The following is a 17,408-nucleotide window of genomic DNA, read 5'->3' on the forward strand; positions in this document are numbered from 1 at the left end:
GGTGGCCGCGATCATCGGGACGACGACCGCGCGCCGCCAGGTCGCGCTGACCTGGCTGTCGGTGCTGGCCGTCCTCTGCGCGAGTTGCGCTGGGCTGCCGGGAGAGTCGGCCCCGGAGACGGCCGTCGACTCTCTCACCGACGTCGCCGCGGGCTCACTGCTGGGCACCCCTCGTGACTTCGCGGGCTATCCCGCACTCGCCACCCTGACAGCGGTGTCGAAGACGGTGCTCTACCGTTCGACCTCCGGCATCGACGGCTCCGCCACCGAGGTGAGCGGGCTGGTCCTCGTTCCTCGCGGCGACCCACCGGCGGGTGGGTGGCCGGTCGTCGCCGTCGGCCACGCGACCACCGGTACCGACAGTCGGTGCGCGCCGTCCACCCACATCGGGCTGCTGGGGGCGCTCACCACCGTGATCCCCTTCCTCGCCAACGGTTACGTGGTCGCCATGACCGACTACGAGGGCCTGGGCACCCCGGGTCCGCACCCGTACCTCGATGCCGCCACGGCCGGCAACAACGTGATCGACGCGGTGCGCGCAGCGCGCGAGGTGGAACCGACGGCGTCCGACTCCTGGATCGGCTACGGCGTCTCCCAGGGCGGGCAGGCGGTGTGGGCCGCCAACGAACGGGCCGCCGACTACGGCGACGGACTCCGCCTCGTCGGCACCATCAGCATGTCCCCCGCGACCGACCTGAGCCCGCTCGTCGACGCGATGGTGGCCGGAACACTCACCGCCGAACAGGTCGCGCTGGTGCCGTCGGTCCTGACAGGGCTGTCCGTCGCGCACCCCGACCTCCAGGTGACCGACTACCTCCGCGGTGTGCTGTACGAACGTCGGGACGTCTTCGCCGCCTGCGAGGGCGAGAACGACGGTCTCGAGAGCGCGATCGCCGAGTCTGTCACACCGTCGGACTACGCACCGGTGGACGAGGCCGCCGCAGATCGTCTGCGCGCGTGGCTCACCGAGGCCGGAGTGCCGGGCGCCGCGGCGACCGCGCCCATGTTCGTCGGCTACGGCGAACTGGATCGACTCGCACTCCCGGAGTGGACAGTGGCCGCGGTGCAGCGAGCGTGCGCACTCGGCGACACCATCGAGCTCCGCGAGGCACCGGGACAGGGCCACGGCATCCTGAACCTCGGAAGTGCGCCGGCGGAGTGGCTGGACGGCCGGTTCGCCGGGACACCGGCGCCGAGTACCTGCAACTAGGTCACTCCCCGCGCCACTCGCGCTCGAACGGCAGCCGCCACGCATCGGGCGCGACCAGACTGTGGATCGCGTTGGGACCCCACGATCCCGGCGCGTAGGACCGGACGGGCGGCGGGTCCTCGAGCAGCGGTGCCGAGACCTCCCACAGCCGCTCGATGCCCTCGGAGGTGGTGAACAGCGTGTGATCCCCGTGCATCGCATCGAGGATCAGCCGCTCGTACGCCTCCAGAACGTCTGCGGCACTCTCCGTCTCGTGCAGCGCGAACTGCATGCTGAGCTTGTCCAGGCGCATGCCCGGGCCCGGCCGCTTACCGTAGAAGGAGAGCGACACCTTCGACGAGTCGGTGAGGTCGAAGGTCAGGTGGTCCGGCCCCTGGGCGCCGACGCCGGAGCCCGCCGGGAACATCGACTTGGGCGGCTCCCGGAACGCGATCGAGATGATGCGCTGCCCCTCGGCCAGCTTCTTGCCGGTCCGGAGATAGAACGGCACACCCGCCCACCGCCAGTTGTCGATGTGGCACTTCAGGGCGACGAAGGTGTCGGTGTCCGAGTCGGGGGCGATGTCCTTCTCGCTGCGGTAGCCGGAGTACTGGCCGCGCACGACGTTCCGCGGATCGAGGGGAAGCATGGAGCGGAAGACCTTGTTCTTCTCCTCCTTGATCGCCTCGGGTTCCAGCGCGGTGGGCGGTTCCATGGCCGTGAAGGCCAGTACCTGGAACAGGTGGGTCACCACCATGTCCTTGAAGGCACCCGTCGACTCGTAGAAGCCGGCGCGGCCGTCCAGTCCCAGAGTCTCGGGCACGTCGATCTGCACGTGTTGGATGAACGTGCGGTTCCAGATCGGCTCGAAGAGACCGTTGGCGAAGCGGAACGCGAGGATGTTCTGCGCCGGCTCCTTGCCGAGGAAGTGGTCGATGCGAAAGATCTGCTCCTCGGCGAAGGTCTCGTGCACAGCCGCGTTGAGCGCGACGGCGCTGGCGAGATCGGTGCCGAACGGCTTCTCCATGATGATGCGGGCCCGCTCGACGAGCGTCGCCTCGGAGAGCATGTCGATGACGGCGAGCGCCGCGGACGGCGGTACCGACAGATAGTGCAGCCGCTGCACGCCGTCCCCGAGTTCCTTCTCCGCCGCTGCCACCGCGTCCGACAACGCCTGCGGGCCGGCGGTCTGGGGCACGTAGGTCAGGCGAGTCGCGAAGCGGTCCCACTCGTCCTCCGTCGGTGTGCGCGTGGAAAACTGCTCGATCGCCTCCTTCGCCATCGCTCGGAACTCGTCCGACGTCATCTCCTGCAACGACGTACCGACGACGCGCATCCGCGGCGCCAGTTCGGACAGGACGAGGTGCATCATCCCCGAGAGCAGCTTGCGTTTGGCCAGGTCTCCGGTGGCACCGAAGAGGACGACCACCTGGGGCGGCAACGCGTCCGGGACGGAGGATCGGCGGCGAGTAGTGGTCATGCCCGCGATGCTTCCATCGAACCCGCACTCCCGCTCGGCGGGGGTGAGCGCCGCGCACGCGCTACCGTGGTGGTCAGCGCCGTGTCGTCGCGCTGCCCGATTCCGCACCTTACGGAGCACCCGCATGTCGTCCCGTCCTGCCCTTCTCCGCACCGTTCTCCTGGCGTGCCTCGCGTTCGTGATGCTGCTGGCCTCGGCCTGCACCATCGGATCGAGTGACGGCGGCTCGGGAGGTGATTCCGGCGGCGCGCCGGAGACGACGCAGGCCGCACCCGCGCCGACCCTCACCCTCGACCCGCCGGACGGCGCGGCGGACGTCAACCCGCTCGCGCCGGTGAGCGTGACGGCGTCGAACGGCACCATCACCGCGGTGCGGATGACGAACGCGGACGGTGTCGTCGTCGACGGGGTCGTGACACCCGACGGATCCACCTGGAAGCCGGCCACCACGCTCGGCTACGGGAAGCAGTACTCACTGGAGATCGACACCGAGGCGACCGACGGCGCCGCGCACGAGCAGACGAGCACGTTCACGACCGTGGAGCCGGACAACTACACGCTGCCGTCCTTCGTGACGTCGGGCGGCAACCTGCTCACGGACGGGGGCACCTTCGGCGTCGGCATCGTCGCGGTGGTGCACTTCGACGAGCCCATCGGTGACCGCGCCGCCGCCGAGCGCACGCTGTCCGTCCAGACCACGCCCGCCGTGACCGGATCCTGGTACTGGGCCGACGACCAGAACGTCCACTGGCGGCCGGAGAACTACTACACGCCCGGAACCGCGGTGACCATCTCCGCGAAGGTGTACGGCGTCGAGGTCGGTGAGGGCCTCTTCGGACAGGAGGACGTCACCACGTCGTTCACCATCGGCGACTCGCACGTCTCCGTCGCCGACGACGACACCAAGCAGGTAGAGGTGTACGAGAACGGCACGCTCGTGCGCACCATGCCCACGTCGATGGGCATGGGCGGCAGCGAGACCGTCGGTGGCCAGACGTTGACGTTCTGGACTCAGCCCGGCGTCTACACCGTGCTGGACAAGGCGAACCCGGTGATCATGGACTCCTCGACGTACGGCCTGCCGGTGAACTCGCGCCTCGGGTACAAGGAGTCGATCAACTACGCGACGCGCATCAGCAACGACGGCATCTACCTGCACGAACTCGAGGACACCGTGTGGGCGCAGGGCAACACCAACGTCTCGCACGGCTGCCTCAACCTGAGCCGGGCCAACGCGTCCTGGTTCTACGACTTCTCGGTGCCCGGCGACGTCGTCGAGGTGCGCGACACCGGCGGTGCACCGCTGCAGCAGTGGCAGAACGGTGACTGGAGCGTCCCGTGGTCCGAGTGGCTCGCCGGGAGTGCGCTGGCCTGATCCGCTCGCAGTCGTCACCACCCCGCGCGCACCTTTACACTGTACGGAGACGCGCGAGGAAGGTTCATCAGGAATGCCGGGGACGACGACAGCACACAGCGCATGACGGGTGTGCTCGCATGATGCACGTGGTCGCGTGACGACCCGCGACGAGCTGTTCCCCGGCACGGACGCCACCTCGACCGCCCATCGCGAGTTCGACTGGTCGACGACGTCACTCGGACCGGTCGAGAACTGGCCGGACGCACTGGTGACCGCCATCCGCACGCTGTTCCCGTCCGAGGTGGGACAGCTCGTGTGGTGGGGCGAGGATCTGGTCCAGCTCTTCAACCACGCCTACACCCCGATGGCAGGCGACCTGTTTCCCGAGGCCGTGGGCCAGCGCGCCGCGGACTGCTGGCGCGTCGGCTGGGAGCAGCTCGGCCCGTTGGCGCACGACGCCCTGCGCGGCACCGCCGTCCATCGCACCCGTCAGCGCGTCCTGCTGGACCGCTTCGGCTACCTCGAGGAGACGTTCTTCACGTTCTCCTACAGCCCGATCCTCGGTTCCGGCGACACGGTGAACGGGGTCTTCGTCGCCACCACCGACGTGACCCAGCAGGTGCTGGCGGAGCGCCGCATGTCGGTGCTGCACGAGCTGGGCTCGATCTCCGTGGCCTCCCGCGACATCGACGACGTCTGCCGGGCGTCACTGGACCTGCTCGCCGGCAACGAGGCCGACGTGCCGTTCGCGTCCATCCACCTCCGCACCACCCACGACGCGGAACTCGGCGAGATCCGTCCCGTCGCCTCGACGTCCGCGACGCTCCCCGGTCGGCCGCACACCGCCACGACCGTCGATCGCGGCGTGATCGATCGCGTCAGCACGAGCGGTGTCGGCGAGATCGTGGGCACGACCGCCGTCGTGCTCCCCCTGCACGCGTCGTCGGGCCGACCCGTCGGCGTTCTCGTGGCCGGCATCAGCGCGTTGCGGCGCTTCGACGAGCCGTACCGCGTGTTCCTCGATCTGGTGGCCGGACGCATCTCGACGGCGCTGACGGATGCGTACTCGTATGCGGCAGAACGCCGCCGGGCTCGCGACCTGGAAGAGCTGGATGCTGCCAAGACCCGGTTCTTCGAGAACGTCAGCCACGAGTTCCGCACCCCGCTGACACTGCTCCTGGGTCCGTTGGGCGACGTGGTGGACGACCAGGAGAACCCACTGCCGCCGCACCGGGTGCGATCGCTGCAGACCGCGCGGCGCGCGGCACTGCGACTGCAGCGACTGGTGGACACCCTGCTCGACGTCGCCCGCGGCGATGCCGACGGATTCGTCGTGTCTCTCGAACCGACCGACATCGTCTCGCTCACCACGGACTGCGCCTCGATGTTCCGCGACGCGACGGCGCGGGCCGGCGTGGAACTGCACCTCGCACTCGACGGCGTCACCCACCGCTTCGCCGAGATGGACCGCACGATGTGGACTCACGTGGTGATGAACCTGGTGTCCAACGCGGTCAAGTTCACGACGGCGGGATCGGTGACCGTGAGCCTGCGAGACGACGCGGACACGGTGACGTTGACGGTCACGGACACCGGGCCGGGTGTCCCCGAGGCCGACCGAGCGAAGATCTTCGACCGGTTCTATCAGGTCGCGGCCGCCGCCGGTCGCAGCCGCGAGGGGTCCGGCGTCGGACTCTCCCTGGTGCGCGACCTCGTGGCCGCCCTGCACGGCACCATCGACGTGAGCGACGGCCCGGACGGCACGGGATCCACGTTCACCGTGACGCTTCCCCGCACGGTGGCGTCCGCGCCGCCCGCCTCCGACGCCACCACACAGGAGGTCGCGGAAGCGTTGGGCGCCGGGTACATCGGTGAAGCCGACACCTGGCGACCGCTGGACGGCGTCCGGACCGATCCGACACCCGATCAGCGCCAGGTGGTGCTCGTCGAGGACAACGCCGACATGCGCGACTACCTCGTCGGACTGCTCCGCGAACAGAACTGGCACGTGACCATGTTCGCCGATGTCGACTCCGCGATGGCGCACGCCCGCGCCCACCCGCCGGACGTCATCCTCAGCGACATCATGCTGCCGGGACGCTCCGGTCTCTCGCTCGTCGACGAGGCGAGGTCCGACGGCCGGCTGGTGCGCGTCCCGATCGTGTTGCTCAGTGCACGTGCGGGATCCGAGTCGGTCGTCGAAGGCCTCCGCCTCGGTGCGGACGACTACGTGACCAAGCCGTTCCAGCCGGCGGAGCTCGTCGCACGTGTCCGGGTGCACCTCGAGCTCGCCCGGTTGCGGGAGCAGCTGCTCGGCAGCGCGCAACGCGAGGTGTCCTCGCTGCGCACGGCGCTCGACAGCCGCAGTGTCCTGAGTCAGGCAGTTGGCCTGCTGATGGTCACGCAGCGGATGTCGCCGGAGGCGGCCTTCGACCACATCGCGACGATGAGTCAGGCCGCCAACGTCAAGGCTCGGGTGATCGCGGAGCAACTGGTCCGGGACTTCGTGGAGGAGCTCGGGTCCGACCCCGTCGGATAGGCACAGCAGCGCAGGAGGTCTCGTCGCATGACGGAACGCAAGCCGTCGGACATCAGTGTCCAGACGTGGGTGGACCGGCAGATCGCGTCCGCTCAGGAGAACGGCGCCTTCGAGAACCTGCCGGGCCTCGGCAAGCCGATCCCGCCGTCGAGCACCGACGAGTTGTCCTGGGTGCGGGGGTATCTGAAGCGCGAGAACCTCTCGGGCGATGCTCTTCTGCCGACGCCGCTCCGCCTGCGCAAGGAGGTCGAGCGTCTCCCGGAGGCGCTGCGGGACGTACGGTCCGAGGACGCGGTCCGTGCGATCGTCAAGGATCTGAACGCGCGCATCATGGACTGGCTGCGGGCGCCCGTGGGACCTCAGGTACCCATCGGCCGCGTCGACGCCGACGAGGTGGTCGCGCAGTGGACCCGGGACCGGTCAGCGGCTCGGGCAGCGCTCGCGGCGAAGAAGGCATCGCTGCAACAGGCCGGTCTCATGACGTCGGACCCCGCGCCGCCAGCACGCGCAGCGTCACGGGCTCGACGACCCTGGCTGCGATGGGTCCGGCGACGGCCATGATCAGCACGTAGGCCGTGGCGAGTGCGGCCAGCTCGCTCTCCACGGCGCCGGCCGCGACGGCCAGACCCGCGATGACGATGGAGAACTCGCCGCGCGCGATCAGTGCTGCCCCGGCACGCATCCGGCCCAGCTGTCCCACGCCGATCTGCTTCGCGGCCCACGCGCCGGTGGCCACCTTGGTCACCGCGGTGATGACCGCGAGCAGCACCGCGTACCCGAGGACGGGCGGGATCGAGCGCGGGTCGGTGTTGAATCCGAACACGACGAAGAAGATGGCCGCGAACAGGTCACGCAAGGGCTCGAGCACCCGGGTGGCGGCCTGGGCGGTGGATCCCGAGATGGCGATCCCGAGCAGGAACGCCCCCACGGCCGCGGACACCTGCATCGCCGACGCGATTCCGGCCACCAGGAGGGCGAGCCCGAAGACTTTCAGCAGCACCACCTCTCGGTCCCGGCTGGCGACCACCTTCGACACCACCCACCCGTACCGCAGTGCGACGACCAGCACGACGGCGACGACCAACAGGGAGATCCCCACGGCCTCGGCGCCGCCGAGAATGCTGACGCCGCCGAGCACCGCGGTGAGGATCGGCAGATAGAGCGCCATCATGAGGTCCTCGAACACCAGGATGGACAGCACGACGGGCGTCTCGCGGTTGCCCAGTCGGCCCAGGTCACCGAGCACCTTGGCGACGATGCCGGACGACGAGATGTAGGTGACACCGCCGAGCACCAGGGCGCCGATCGGTCCCCAGCCGAGAATCAGCGCTGTCACCGCACCGGGCACGAAGTTCAGCACCAGGTCGACCAGGCCCGCGGTCCACGACCGTTGCAGCCCGGTGACCAGTTCGTTCGCGGTGTACTCGAGTCCGAGGAGCAGGAGCAGCAGCACCACGCCGATCTCGCTCGCGAGATGGGTGAAGTCGTCGATGCCGTCGAGCTCGACGATGCCGCCGTTGCCGAAGAACAACCCGGCGAGCAGATAGAACGGGATGGGGGACATGCCGATCCGCGAAGCGAGCCTGGCGAGCAACCCCAGCGCGAAGAAGACAGCGCCCAGCTCGGTCAGTCCGAGCGCAGTCTCTCCCACCCGTCAGCTACCGAGGATCTTCGCTGCGTGATCGAGACCGTCGCTCGTTCCGACGACGACGAGCAGGTCGCCCGAGACGAGGGTGAAGTTCGGCGGCGGCGACGGCTGGACCTGCCCCGCCCGCATGACCGCCACGATGGACACCCCGGTCTTGGTCCGCATGGCGGTGTCGCCGAGAAGTCGGCCGTCGAAGCGGGATCCCTCGTGGATCGGCAACTGCCGGGTCCGGATACCGGGGAGGTCGCGGTGCTCCTCCCCCAGCTGCGCGACGAGTTGCGGCGTGCCCAGCAGGTTGCCGAGCGCCGCCGCCTCCTCGTTCGTCAGCGTGATCGACGCCTGCGTCGAGTCCGGGTCCTCCTTCTTCGACACGATCAGCTCGTTCGTGCCGTCCTTGCGCGTGATGACCCCGATGCGTCGCCCCGTGGACAACGCGAAATCCTTGCGTACCCCGATGCCGGGAAGCAGGGTGACGTCGACGTTCATGCGGCGATGCTAGCCCCTCAGGTCAGTCGTGACGGGTCCAACAGTCCCGTCTGCACCGCCTTCACCAGCCGACGCGGCACCCGGTGCGTCACGCCGCCGACGGTGACGGACACCAGATCCGGCGGTGTCGCCTTCCACTGCGAGCGTCGACTGCGCGTGTTCGAGCGGGACATCTTCCTCTTGGGAACAGCCACGGGTCAGGCCTTTCTCGTGCGGGTGCCGTAGCGACGCTCGAACTTCTCGACGCGTCCCTGCGTGTCCATCACCCGCGCCGCGCCGGTCCAGAACGGGTGCGACTCGTTGGTGACGTCGACGACCACCAGCGGATATGTGCGACCGTCCGAGTACTCGACGGTGCGATCGCTGGTGACGGTCGACCTCGTCAGGAACATCGATCCCGTCCCGGAGTCCTGGAACACGACCGGATGGTAGTCCGGATGTACGTTCTTCTTCACTGTGCAGCCCTTCTGTCGTCGTCCGCCCCGACGGCGGAACTGTCTGTCTCGCAGGGATCTTCGTGGTACTGCCCGAAAGGGTCGGCCCACTCGGCCCAGAGCTCGGGAGTCTCGAGCTCGTCCGGCGTGAGCAGCGCGTCGGACAGCGCCGCGTACACGTGCTCGGGATCTGCCTCGTGCACCAGCACCACCAGCGACTGCGCGCGGTCCCCGTACTCCTCGTCCCATGCGAGTGCGGCGAGAGCGCGGCGGGCGGTGGGCGCCTCCTCGTAGTCGTCCGGTGCCATGGCCGCGAGCCACGAGCCCGCGGAGGCAACCCGGAGCCCACCGCCGGCGGACTCGAGCCACAGCACGGCGTCGGGTTGCGTGGCCACCCACAGCCGACCGCGGGTGGCGACGACACCGTCGAGGAGAACATCGATCGCGTCGTGCAGCCGGCCCGGGTGGAACGGCCGTCGGTCCGTGAACTCGACCAGGGTGACGCCGCACTCCGCCGACAGCGGCGGCTGCCCGTCGAGCAGTGGCGCGTGGGCGTCGTCGACGAGTCCTCGCCGCGCCGTCGCCGGAACGCGGGCCAGCAGGTCTCGCGGACGTTCGCGCGGCAGGATCCAGACCCGCGGCGCGCGTGGTGCGAGCCGCGCCAGTACCGCATCGAGGCGCGCGGCGTCCCACCGATCGACTCCGGTGTCCGCGACGACCAGCAGATCGGATCCTCGAACGGTGCCGACCGCGACCTGCGCGACGGTGCGGTCGTCGAGAAGATCCACGACCTGACCGCCGTCGGGCCCGGGCGGGAACGCCCGTTCGCCGACGAGCTCGTCGCCGGTGGCGTCGGACAGCCAGGTCGCGCCGTCGACGCAGCCGACGACCGCCTCGATGCGCACGTCTCGCGACGCCATGGCGTCCACCCGGCCGACCATTCCGGTGACGACGGTGTTCTCGATCGCCCAGCAGATCGCCTCGACCTCCAGCGAGGGATCGACCCGGACGACGATGCGTCGCACGGACGAGTCCGCGGAGACCGATCGCAGCAGGGGCAGCAAATCCTCCCGCAGCAGGCAGGAGACGCAGCACCCGAGACCCGCCAGGTCGACGACCCGGGTGGTCGGCGTGCCGTCGTCGTCCATCCGGACCGTCCGCCGCCGCACGACACCGACGGTGGCGTCGGAGAGGTCGTGGTGCAGGACGATCGTGCCCGGCTCCTGGAACGTCGCGCTCACCGCGGCGCCGAGATCCTCCGGCCCGCACACCACGACCAGGGGCGTTCTCCTGTCGGGCGCCTCGAGGTTCTCCATCGGCACTGCACGTCCTTTCGGTTCTTCGAGTTGTCGACAACGATTGTCAGTTACCGGCGTCCGAGCGTACAGTTCCGATACAGCGCTTGTCGACAACTGTTGTCGATAAAGTCACCGGTCACCAGTCGACAGAGAGGAAGGGTTCGCGATGTCCGCGCACTGCGACGTCACAGGACGGGTCCCGAGCTTCGGGAAGTCCGTCTCGCACTCCCACCACCGCACGAGTCGGAGGTGGAACCCCAACGTGCAGCACAAGACCTACTTCGTACCGAGCCTCGGCCGACGAGTGCGGCTGACGGTCTCGGCGAAGGGGATCAAGACCATCGACCGCGACGGCATCGACTCCGTCGTCACGCGGCTCGTCGCGGCCGGAAAGAAGTTCTGACATGGCGAGCAAGAGCACCGACGTCCGGCCGATCGTGAAACTGACGTCGACCGCCGGCACCGGCCACACGTACGTCACCCGGAAGAACCGGCGCAACGATCCCGACCGACTGGTCCTGCGCAAGTACGACCCCGTCGTGCGTCGACACGTCGATTTCCGGGAGGAACGCTGATGGCCACGAAGTCGAAGATCGCCCGCAACACCCAGCGGGCCGAGATCGTCGCCCGCCACGCGGCACGTCGCCACGAGCTGAAAGAGCTGATCCGGAGGCCCTCGACGAGCGACGAGGACCGGTTCGCGGCGCAGCGGGCTCTCCAGCGTCTACCGCGCGATGCGAGTCCGGTAAGATTGCGCAATCGAGACGCTGCGGACGGTCGCCCGCGCGGGTACCTCCGGAAATTCGGACTCTCCCGCATCGGCGTTCGAGAGAGAGCACATCGCGGGGAACTTCCCGGCGTCCACAAGAGCAGTTGGTGAGATGGAGAACTCATGGCAGTGAAGAGGGGCCCGTCCAAGAAGGATCGGGTCGAGAAGGATCGCAAGCCCAAGAAGAACCCGCTCATCGCGGCGGGCATCACCGAGGTCGACTACAAGGACGTGAACCTGCTGCGTCAGTTCATCTCCGATCGCGGCAAGATCCGTAGCCGCCGTGTCACCGGGCTGACCCCCCAGCAGCAGCGTCAGGTCGCCACCGCCGTGCGCAACGCACGCGAGATGGCGCTCCTTCCGTTCACCACCCGCTGAGTGTCGACCGGTAGGGGCTGACAGGCCCCCCGTGTCAGGAGTTCTCGCCGGATTCACCGTCATCTTCGTGGTCGTCTTCATCGGCTACGTCGTCGCCCGTACGGGCGTACTCGGTGAGTCCGGCGGACTCGTTCTGGGGCGGATGGTGTTCTTCGTCGCCACTCCGGCGCTGCTGTTCGACACCCTCGCCCGCGCCGACCTGTCGGTGATCTTCTCCCCCACACTCGCCATCACGGCCGTGGGGGCTCTGCTGGTCGGAGCCCTGTATCTGGTGATCGCCCTGACGATCACGAAGCGCACGGTCCCCGAGGCCACCATCGGGGCACTCGCCGCGTCCTACGTCAACGCGGCCAACCTCGGCATCCCCATCGCCGTGTACGTCCTGGGCGACGCCTCGTTCGTCGCGCCGCTGCTGCTCTTCCAGATCATGATCTACTCGCCGCTGGCCCTGACGATCCTGGACGTCTCGACGTCGTCGCGCGGCACCTCGCTGGTCGGTGTCGTGGCAGCCCCGTTCACCAACCCGATCGTCCTCGCCGGCCTCGCCGGACTGGCGCTCGCCGTGACGGGTCTGAGCCTGCCCGACCCCGTGATGCAGCCGTTCGCACTGCTCGGCGGCGCCAGCGTTCCCGGCGCCCTTCTCGCCTTCGGCATGTCGTTGCAGGGCGTACGCGTGCTCGAGCGGGGAGCCGGACCGCGCCGCGACGTCGCGCTGGCGACCTTTCTCAAGATGGCCGTGCTGCCCGTCCTCACCTACGTCCTGGCGCGGTGGGTGTGGCGCATCGACGGCCACGACCTCTTCGCCGTGGTGGTCATCGCAGCGCTTCCCACCGCGCAGAACGTGTTCATCTACGCCACCCGCTACGGCCGCGGAACCGTGCTGGCACGCGACACCGCGTTCGTCACGACGCTGGTGTCCGTTCCCGTCATCGCCCTCGTCGCCGCGCTGCTCGCGTGACCGTGGGAGCGAGCTCGGCCGGGCCCGCGCGCGGCCGCGCTACCGTGGAGGTCATGAGGTCGTTCGCCCTGGGGCTGCTGTTGTGTGTCGCACTCGGCGGATGCGGCTCCTCCGACCCCGGCGACGCCGGCGACCTCGAGACCGGCGCGGCGTCCCCCACCGACCTCGTGCCCGTCCCCGGCTCACCGCCGGTTCCCCACGAGGTGGCCGCGGACCAGGTGGGCACCGAGTTCACACCCGGCGCGTCGCTGGTGATGGCGCAGTCCACACCGTTCGAGGCGTGGACCGCGCTGCCGGGCAACCGGATCGCGGTGCACTTCGTCACCGGCACTCCCGAGTGCTACGGCGCCGACGCGACCGTGGAGGAGACCGAGGAGACGGTGGTGGTCACCGTCCGGACCGGCACCCTCGAATCCGCGAAGGACAAGTCCTGCATCATGATCGCCGTGTACGGGACCATGGAGCTGCAGCTCGCGGCCCCGGTGGGCACCCGCACGGTGCTCAACGGGACCTGAGCCGGCTCAGCGCTTCCTGCGGGCGCTCAGATAGTCGCTCACCACTGCGGCACCGAGTCCGTCCAGATCGGGTGCGACGACCCGCCCGCCCACGCGCTGGGCCATCCGGTCCACGACACGGGCCAGACCGGGATCGTCTCCCAGCCGGAAGATCGTCACCTGCGCACCGATCTTCGCCAGGGTGTCGAGCTCCCTGACCGTCAACCCGAGGGTCCGCGGATGCGGCGGATAATCGAAGAAGGCGTGGCCGTCCGGTTCGAGATGGGCGGTCGGCTCGCCGTCCGTGACGATGAGCACCACGGGTTGGGCGTTGGGATTGCGCCGCAGGTGCGCCGTGGCCAGCATCAGCGCGTGGTGCAGGTTGGTGCCCTGGTCCCACGCGCCGTCGAGCCCCGCCAGTTCCGACGGTGTGAGCGTCTGCGCGTGTCGTCCGAAACCGATCATCGTCAGATCGTCGCCGCGGAACCGCGTGCTGACGAGGTGATTCAACGCCAGCGCCGTCCGCTTCATCGGAACCCAGCGACCCTCCATCACCATGGAGAACGACGTGTCCACCAGCAGGGCCACCACGGCCTGTGACCGTAGCTCGGTCTCGCTGATCTCGACGTCGGTGACGGCCAGACGCACTCCGGTCTCGCCGTCTCCGCGAGGTTCCGTCGCGGTGCGCAGGACGGCGTTGGTCACCGTCCGGACGACGTCCCACGGCTCGGTGTCGCCGAACTCCCAGGCGCGCGACGCACCGGTGGGCTCGCCCATCGCGCCCGCTCGGCGGGTGTCACGCTCACCGCGGCGCGATGCCATGCCGCCCGCGACGTCCTTCAGAGCCGATTGCCCCAACTGCCGCATGGCCTTCGGGGACAGGCGCCACTGTCCGTCGGCCCCCTTGTCGAGGAAACCCTCCTGCTGCAACGCCTTCTCCAGGTCCGCCAACGTCCGCGCGTCCGCGGCCGCCTCCGGACCCAGTTGGCGCAGCAACGCATCGGCGTCGATGTCGTCGAGCGCCGCACCGTTGTACTGCTGCGAGAGCTGGTCCCCCAGCTCCTCGAGTTCGGCGATGTCCTGCAGCACACCGGTCCCGTCGCCGAGTCCCATGCCCTCCTGACCGCGGAACTTCTGGGCGGAGTCCCAGTCCTCCCCCGGCCGGGCCGACTGCAGATTCGCGTCGAGTCGCGACAGCTGGTCCATCAGGTCCTGGCTGCCGAAGGCCTGCTGCGCCAACGCGTCCAGCTCGGCACGCTGCTCCGCGGAGAGCGAGTTCCGCAGCCTCTGCGCTGCCGCGGACCGCTCCGCGAGAGCATCGATCAGGTCGTCGATGGTCTCGGGATTCTCGGGGAAGAACTCACCGTGATCGCGCATGAACTTCTCGAACTGCTCGTCGGTGTTCTCCCCGCGCGCATGGGCGTCGAGCATGTCGTTGAGATCGGACAGCATCTCGGCGACCCGAGCACGGTCCTCCTCGGTGGCCCCCTCGAGTGCCTGCTTCATGCCCTTGAAGCGTTGATCGAGCACCTCGCGGCCGAGCAGATCCTTGATCTTCTCGTAGTTCTCCCGCGCCTCGCTGCTGCGCCAGTCGTAGTCGGCGAGCTCCTGCACGGCCTGCGCCGTCGACGGAGGCAGTTCGGCGATCTGCATCTCCTGGAAGCGGGCGTCGTCATCCAGCGCACGGGCCAGGGTCTTGCGCTCCTCGAGGACCGCCTCGTCCAACAGCTCGCGCACCTCCTGCAGGGTGCCGTCGAGATTCTTGTTCTTCAGCAGTTCCCGCCGACGACGGTTCGCCCGCGCGGCGAGATCGTCCAGGCCGCGCATGTTCTTCGTCCCGCGACGCAACATCTCCTGCATCGCGCGGCGCGGCGACGCACCTTCGAGAACGTCCTGACCGATCGCGTCGAGCGCCTCCCGCAGATCGACGGGTGGCGCCAGCGGATCCGGACCGTCGACGTACGGCCCGTACCGGGAGTTGTGGCCCGCCATCAGCTGTACACCGTCTGCCCGTCGTCGCCGGTGTCCTTGCCGATTCGACGTGCGAGGTAGAGACCCTCGAGCGCGAGCTCGACAGCCGCGGCGCGCTCACCGTCGGAGGTCGCGCCCAGACGCTCGGCGATCTCGTCGATGACAGGAAGATCCGGCAACTCGTTCAGCAGCACCTTCGCGGTGACTCGATCACCGGTGATCACGGGCTCACCCTGCTCGACGGCCGTGACGAGAGGGCCCAGGTCGATACCGCCGAGCGAGTCCCGTGCGGTGTCGGCTGTGGCCCGCCGCAGCAGGTGGTTCAGAACCTCGATCTCCCGTCCCTCCTCGCCCGACTCGAACTCCACCTTGCCCCGCAGGACGTCGACGATCGTCTGGGTGTCGACGGGTCGAGCCACCGGATCGGACTCGCCCAGCACGGCGGCACGGTGCACGGCGGCCGCGCCGACGGTCTCGGCGGCGGCGACGGCGAACCGAGCCGAGACGCCGGAACGCTGGTCGACCGACGGCGATTCACGCAGCAGCCGGGTGAACCGCGCCAGCACCTCGAGCACGTGCGGCGGCACGACTGCGGTGAGGTCGGCCTCCTGCTCGATGACCGCGATCTCGTCGGTCAGCAGGATCGGATAGTGGGTGCGGATCTCGGCGCCGAACCGGTCCTTCAGCGGAGTGATGATCCGACCGCGGTTGGTGTAGTCCTCCGGGTTCGCACTCGCGACGAGGAGCACGTCGAGGGGCAACCGCACCGTGTAGCCACGGATCTGGATGTCGCGCTCCTCCATCACGTTGAGCAACGACACCTGGATGCGCTCGGCGAGGTCGGGCAGCTCGTTGATCGCCACGATCCCGCGGTGGGTACGCGGCACGAGGCCGAAGTGGATTGTCTCCGGATCGCCCAGGCTGCGGCCCTCGGCGACCTTCACGGGGTCGACGTCGCCGACGAGGTCGGCCACCGACGTGTCCGGGGTCGCCAGCTTCTCCGAGTACCGCTCGGAGCGATGGCGCCAGGACACCGGCAGATCGTCGCCGAGTTCGGCTGCCCGGCGGATCGAGGCGGGGGTGATGGGGTCGTAGGGATGCTCACCGAGCTCGGAGCCGTCGATGACGGGCGTCCACTCGTCGAGCAGCGTGGCGAGGGTACGGAGCAGGCGGGTCTTGCCCTGCCCGCGCTCGCCGAGGAGAACGACGTCGTGCTGGGCGAGGAGTGCGCGTTCGATCTGCGGAAGGACGGTGTTCTCGAATCCGAGAATGCCGGGCCATGCGTCGCGGCCCTCGCGCAGGGCGTCGAGCAGGTTGTCGCGGAGTTCGTTCTTGACTGTCTTCTGGACGTGTCCCGACGCGCGGAGTTCACCGAGGGTGGTCGCGCGCGGGTGTGGATCTCGACTACTGGGAGACTGGGTCACCCTTCCAACGTACGAGCGTCGAGCCGTTTCGGCACGTGCACAGCTCGATCAGTGCCCCGACGGGTCCGTCAGGTCCTTGCCCTCGGCGTTCTTGACGCGCTTGCGTTCGAGCAGGATCACTGTCAGACCGGCGGCCCAGAGGATCACGGTGGCCGGGAACAGGATCATCACCCACCCCTCGAAACCGCCTCCTGCGGCAGTGAGCCCGAGACCCATGGCCCCGAGGCCCAGTGCGATGAGGAAGTAGCCGGGCCAGTTCCGGGCATCGGCGATGGCCTCGCCGGCGTGTGCGCGGAAGGTCCGCTCGTCGTCGCGAGGCTCGCGCTCCGAGCTGCCCTCCTTCATTCCGCCGTCCGGGTCGCCGTCACGGTGGTCCTGAGTCATGGCCCGCGTCTACCCTCGCCGAGAACAGACCAAACACGATGTGGCCTCCTGCCGGTAGCGTCGAGCGGTGACCGAGACCAGTGCATACGACTTCACCGCCACGACCATCGACGGCGAGCCCGTCGACCTCGCCGCCTACAAGGGCAAGCCGCTCCTCATCGTCAACACCGCTTCGCAGTGCGGATTCACGCCGCAGTACGAGGGCCTCGAGGTTCTGAACAAGACGTACGGGCCGCAGGGGCTGGTGGTTCTCGGCTTCCCGTGCGATCAGTTCGGGCACCAGGAGCCCGGCGACGCCGACGAGATCAAGAACTTCTGCTCGCTGCGGTACGACGTCACGTTCCCGATGCACGAGAAGATCGAGGTGAACGGCGACGGCGCGCACCCGCTCTACAAGTGGCTGCGCGACCAGAAGTCGGGCGTGCTGGGCAGCCGGATCAAGTGGAACTTCACCAAGTTCCTCATCGACGCCGACGGCAAGGTGGTCGACCGTTTCGGGCCGACCACCAAGCCGGAGAAGCTCGCTAAGCCCATCGAGAAAGTTCTCGCGAAGGGCTGAGCCAGGGGGGCTCGACGTTCGGGGGGTCGAAGTTCGGGGG

At 68.9% G+C, this 17,408-nt stretch carries 20 protein-coding genes; 11 read left to right on the top strand and 9 right to left on the bottom strand.

What is annotated here, in order from left to right; genetic code table 11:
• Position 1: 1 nt before the first annotated feature.
• Positions 2-1,210 (top strand): lipase family protein, encoded by a 1,209-nt coding sequence (locus HQ308_RS09040; RefSeq protein ID WP_308115725.1) that lies wholly within the window; start codon positions 2-4, stop codon positions 1,208-1,210.
• Between the two features lies 1 nt (position 1,211).
• Here the strand turns inward: HQ308_RS09040 and zwf are convergent, their stop codons facing one another.
• Entirely contained in the window at positions 1,212-2,669 is a 1,458-nt protein-coding gene (gene zwf / locus HQ308_RS09045) for a glucose-6-phosphate dehydrogenase (RefSeq protein ID WP_056447015.1), read from the bottom strand.
• Between the two features lie 124 nt (positions 2,670-2,793).
• Between zwf and HQ308_RS09050 the strand changes: the two genes are divergently transcribed.
• From HQ308_RS09050 to HQ308_RS09060, 3 genes are all read left to right on the top strand, one after another.
• Complete coding sequence (locus HQ308_RS09050) at positions 2,794-4,044, top strand: Ig-like domain-containing protein (RefSeq protein ID WP_027504131.1); 1,251 nt, start codon at positions 2,794-2,796, stop codon at positions 4,042-4,044.
• Between the two features lie 136 nt (positions 4,045-4,180).
• The gene (locus HQ308_RS09055) at positions 4,181-6,565 is read left to right on the top strand and encodes an ATP-binding protein (protein WP_056447009.1); all 2,385 of its coding nucleotides are present in this window, start codon (positions 4,181-4,183) and stop codon (positions 6,563-6,565) included.
• A 27-nt stretch (positions 6,566-6,592) separates the two neighbouring features.
• Complete coding sequence (locus HQ308_RS09060) at positions 6,593-7,126, top strand: DUF1992 domain-containing protein (protein ID WP_027504133.1); 534 nt, start codon at positions 6,593-6,595, stop codon at positions 7,124-7,126.
• On the opposite strand, the gene HQ308_RS09065 is transcribed toward HQ308_RS09060, so the two are convergent.
• The 5 genes from HQ308_RS09065 to mrf are packed head-to-tail and all read right to left on the bottom strand — an operon-like array spanning position 7,041 to position 10,449.
• Entirely contained in the window at positions 7,041-8,216 is a 1,176-nt protein-coding gene (locus HQ308_RS09065; protein WP_027504134.1) for a cation:proton antiporter, read from the bottom strand. The two genes, HQ308_RS09060 and HQ308_RS09065, sit on opposite strands and share 86 nt — an antisense overlap.
• A gap of 3 nt (positions 8,217-8,219) precedes the next feature.
• The gene (locus HQ308_RS09070; protein WP_027504135.1) at positions 8,220-8,699 is read right to left on the bottom strand and encodes a cation:proton antiporter regulatory subunit; all 480 of its coding nucleotides are present in this window, start codon (positions 8,697-8,699) and stop codon (positions 8,220-8,222) included.
• Positions 8,700-8,716: 17 nt separating this feature from the next.
• Complete coding sequence (gene rpmF, locus HQ308_RS09075; RefSeq protein WP_056447007.1) at positions 8,717-8,893, bottom strand: 50S ribosomal protein L32; 177 nt, start codon at positions 8,891-8,893, stop codon at positions 8,717-8,719.
• A 3-nt stretch (positions 8,894-8,896) separates the two neighbouring features.
• Positions 8,897-9,154: a type B 50S ribosomal protein L31 gene (locus HQ308_RS09080; protein WP_027504137.1), complete on the bottom strand. Its 258-nt coding sequence runs from the start codon at positions 9,152-9,154 to the stop codon at positions 8,897-8,899.
• The gene (mrf, locus tag HQ308_RS09085) at positions 9,151-10,449 is read right to left on the bottom strand and encodes a ribosome hibernation factor-recruiting GTPase MRF (protein ID WP_222646235.1); all 1,299 of its coding nucleotides are present in this window, start codon (positions 10,447-10,449) and stop codon (positions 9,151-9,153) included. Before mrf ends, HQ308_RS09080 begins: the two co-directional genes overlap by 4 nt.
• Before the next feature lie 148 nt (positions 10,450-10,597).
• Here mrf and rpmB point away from each other — a divergent pair, with 148 nt between their 5' ends.
• The 6 genes from rpmB to HQ308_RS09115 are packed head-to-tail and all read left to right on the top strand — an operon-like array spanning position 10,598 to position 13,051.
• Positions 10,598-10,834 carry a 50S ribosomal protein L28 gene (rpmB, locus tag HQ308_RS09090; RefSeq protein WP_027504139.1) on the top strand — a complete coding sequence of 79 codons (237 nt, stop codon included), beginning with the start codon at positions 10,598-10,600 and terminating at the stop codon, positions 10,832-10,834.
• Between the two features lies 1 nt (position 10,835).
• Positions 10,836-11,006 (top strand): 50S ribosomal protein L33, encoded by a 171-nt coding sequence (gene rpmG, locus HQ308_RS09095; protein WP_027504140.1) that lies wholly within the window; start codon positions 10,836-10,838, stop codon positions 11,004-11,006.
• Entirely contained in the window at positions 11,006-11,311 is a 306-nt protein-coding gene (gene rpsN, locus HQ308_RS09100; RefSeq protein ID WP_222638315.1) for a 30S ribosomal protein S14, read from the top strand. Before rpmG ends, rpsN begins: the two co-directional genes overlap by 1 nt.
• Before the next feature lie 12 nt (positions 11,312-11,323).
• The gene (gene rpsR, locus HQ308_RS09105; RefSeq protein ID WP_027504142.1) at positions 11,324-11,578 is read left to right on the top strand and encodes a 30S ribosomal protein S18; all 255 of its coding nucleotides are present in this window, start codon (positions 11,324-11,326) and stop codon (positions 11,576-11,578) included.
• Positions 11,579-11,609: 31 nt separating this feature from the next.
• Entirely contained in the window at positions 11,610-12,536 is a 927-nt protein-coding gene (locus HQ308_RS09110) for an AEC family transporter (RefSeq protein ID WP_056447002.1), read from the top strand.
• A 53-nt stretch (positions 12,537-12,589) separates the two neighbouring features.
• Complete coding sequence (locus HQ308_RS09115) at positions 12,590-13,051, top strand: hypothetical protein (protein ID WP_027504144.1); 462 nt, start codon at positions 12,590-12,592, stop codon at positions 13,049-13,051.
• A gap of 6 nt (positions 13,052-13,057) precedes the next feature.
• Here the strand turns inward: HQ308_RS09115 and HQ308_RS09120 are convergent, their stop codons facing one another.
• From HQ308_RS09120 to HQ308_RS09130, 3 genes are read right to left on the bottom strand one after another with little or no spacing between them, the layout of a single operon-like run.
• The gene (locus HQ308_RS09120) at positions 13,058-15,022 is read right to left on the bottom strand and encodes a VWA domain-containing protein (protein WP_056446995.1); all 1,965 of its coding nucleotides are present in this window, start codon (positions 15,020-15,022) and stop codon (positions 13,058-13,060) included.
• A complete protein-coding gene (locus tag HQ308_RS09125) occupies positions 15,022-16,425 on the bottom strand; it encodes a sigma 54-interacting transcriptional regulator (protein WP_222627689.1) in 1,404 nt (467 codons plus the stop codon). The genes HQ308_RS09120 and HQ308_RS09125 overlap by 1 nt, the downstream gene beginning before the upstream one ends.
• A 48-nt stretch (positions 16,426-16,473) precedes the next feature.
• Positions 16,474-16,809, bottom strand: coding sequence for a hypothetical protein (locus HQ308_RS09130; RefSeq protein ID WP_081821049.1), 336 nt, complete (start codon positions 16,807-16,809; stop codon positions 16,474-16,476).
• Between the two features lie 67 nt (positions 16,810-16,876).
• Between HQ308_RS09130 and HQ308_RS09135 the strand changes: the two genes are divergently transcribed.
• Positions 16,877-17,368, top strand: a complete 492-nt coding sequence (locus HQ308_RS09135; RefSeq protein ID WP_204866400.1) for a glutathione peroxidase — start codon at positions 16,877-16,879, stop codon at positions 17,366-17,368.
• Positions 17,369-17,408: the final 40 nt, after the last annotated feature.

The organism is Rhodococcus sp. BP-241, assembly GCF_019836145.1.
Classification (GTDB): domain Bacteria; phylum Actinomycetota; class Actinomycetes; order Mycobacteriales; family Mycobacteriaceae; genus Rhodococcoides.

Excerpts from the sequence above, each read along its gene's own strand:
- HQ308_RS09070 (WP_027504135.1), bottom strand. The coding sequence starts at position 8,699 with ATGAACGTCGACGTCACCCTGCTTCCCGGCATCGGGGTACGCAAGGAT.
- HQ308_RS09060 (WP_027504133.1), top strand. The coding sequence starts at position 6,593 with ATGACGGAACGCAAGCCGTCGGACATCAGTGTCCAGACGTGGGTGGAC.
- zwf (WP_056447015.1), bottom strand. The coding sequence starts at position 2,669 with ATGACCACTACTCGCCGCCGATCCTCCGTCCCGGACGCGTTGCCGCCC.
- rpmB (WP_027504139.1), top strand. The coding sequence starts at position 10,598 with ATGTCCGCGCACTGCGACGTCACAGGACGGGTCCCGAGCTTCGGGAAG.
- mrf (WP_222646235.1), bottom strand. The coding sequence starts at position 10,449 with ATGGAGAACCTCGAGGCGCCCGACAGGAGAACGCCCCTGGTCGTGGTG.
- HQ308_RS09120 (WP_056446995.1), bottom strand. The coding sequence starts at position 15,022 with ATGGCGGGCCACAACTCCCGGTACGGGCCGTACGTCGACGGTCCGGAT.
- rpsN (WP_222638315.1), top strand. The coding sequence starts at position 11,006 with ATGGCCACGAAGTCGAAGATCGCCCGCAACACCCAGCGGGCCGAGATC.
- rpmG (WP_027504140.1), top strand. The coding sequence starts at position 10,836 with ATGGCGAGCAAGAGCACCGACGTCCGGCCGATCGTGAAACTGACGTCG.
- HQ308_RS09050 (WP_027504131.1), top strand. The coding sequence starts at position 2,794 with ATGTCGTCCCGTCCTGCCCTTCTCCGCACCGTTCTCCTGGCGTGCCTC.
- rpsR (WP_027504142.1), top strand. The coding sequence starts at position 11,324 with ATGGCAGTGAAGAGGGGCCCGTCCAAGAAGGATCGGGTCGAGAAGGAT.
- HQ308_RS09115 (WP_027504144.1), top strand. The coding sequence starts at position 12,590 with ATGAGGTCGTTCGCCCTGGGGCTGCTGTTGTGTGTCGCACTCGGCGGA.
- HQ308_RS09130 (WP_081821049.1), bottom strand. The coding sequence starts at position 16,809 with ATGACTCAGGACCACCGTGACGGCGACCCGGACGGCGGAATGAAGGAG.